This window comes from Bacillus sp. AF62 (assembly GCF_050312695.1).
GTDB classification, from domain to species: domain Bacteria; phylum Bacillota; class Bacilli; order Bacillales; family Bacillaceae_G; genus Bacillus_A; species Bacillus_A cereus.
The window spans coordinates 1-804 of the sequence record NZ_JBNPJZ010000219.1 but is presented as its reverse complement, the minus strand read 5'-3'; the positions used below and the strand labels follow the sequence as shown (position 1 = coordinate 804).

Here is an 804-nt window from a genome sequence, read left to right as displayed (position 1 = left end):
ACAGAAGATAGAAGGTGTGCGGTATGAGTTTACTAGATAGTATAAAAATTGCCCTATCTTCTATTTTAGCTCATAAATTACGTTCAGCTCTTACGATGCTCGGTATTATTATTGGGGTAGGTTCGATTATTACGGTCGTTGCAATTGGGCAAGGCGGGGAAGCTGCATTGAAATCGCAGTTTGTTGGGGCAGGTAATCAAACAGTTCCGATTCATTATAGTGCAGATATAAACAATCCTTTCGGTATGGGAATGGTAGAAGCACCGAAGATAACTGAAGAAGACATTTTTGAAATTAAAAAAATTCCAGAAATCGCACATGTGGTAACAACAAATTCAAGTATGGAATCACTTGATATTGAAGATAAAGTAGAGATGGTGAGTATTACTGGATTAGATAGTGAGTACTTTGCAGTAAATAAAGTAAAGTTGTTAAAGGGACGTTCTTTACAAGAATCAGATGTGGATCAAGGTAATAACGTTGTTATGATTAGTAAACAAATGGAAGAAAAGGTGTTTAAGGATACCAATCCAGTCGGTAAAATTATTGAAATGAAAGGTCAACCGATGCAAATTATCGGTGTCTACAAATCAGATAATGAGTTTATGGGAATGGGACCATCAGAAGCACTAGTTCCAATTTCATTATGGCCGACACTGTATGGGAAAGATGAAATTCAAAATATTTCTGTTCAAGCAAAAAATGTAGATAATCTAGAAAAAGCAGGTAAAAAAGCTGCAGATGTTTTAAATAGTCGTAAACCGACTGATGCAACTGGTAAATATGAAGTTATGAATTTAAAAG

Annotated in this window: 1 protein-coding gene; it reads left to right on the top strand. The window is 35.2% G+C overall.

All coding sequences use genetic code 11. The annotated features are described in order from the left end of the window. Positions 1-23: 23 nt before the first annotated feature. Positions 24-804, top strand: a 781-nt coding sequence (locus tag ACQRBL_RS32420; RefSeq protein ID WP_427736428.1) for an ABC transporter permease, incomplete at its 3' end; no start/stop codon positions are given.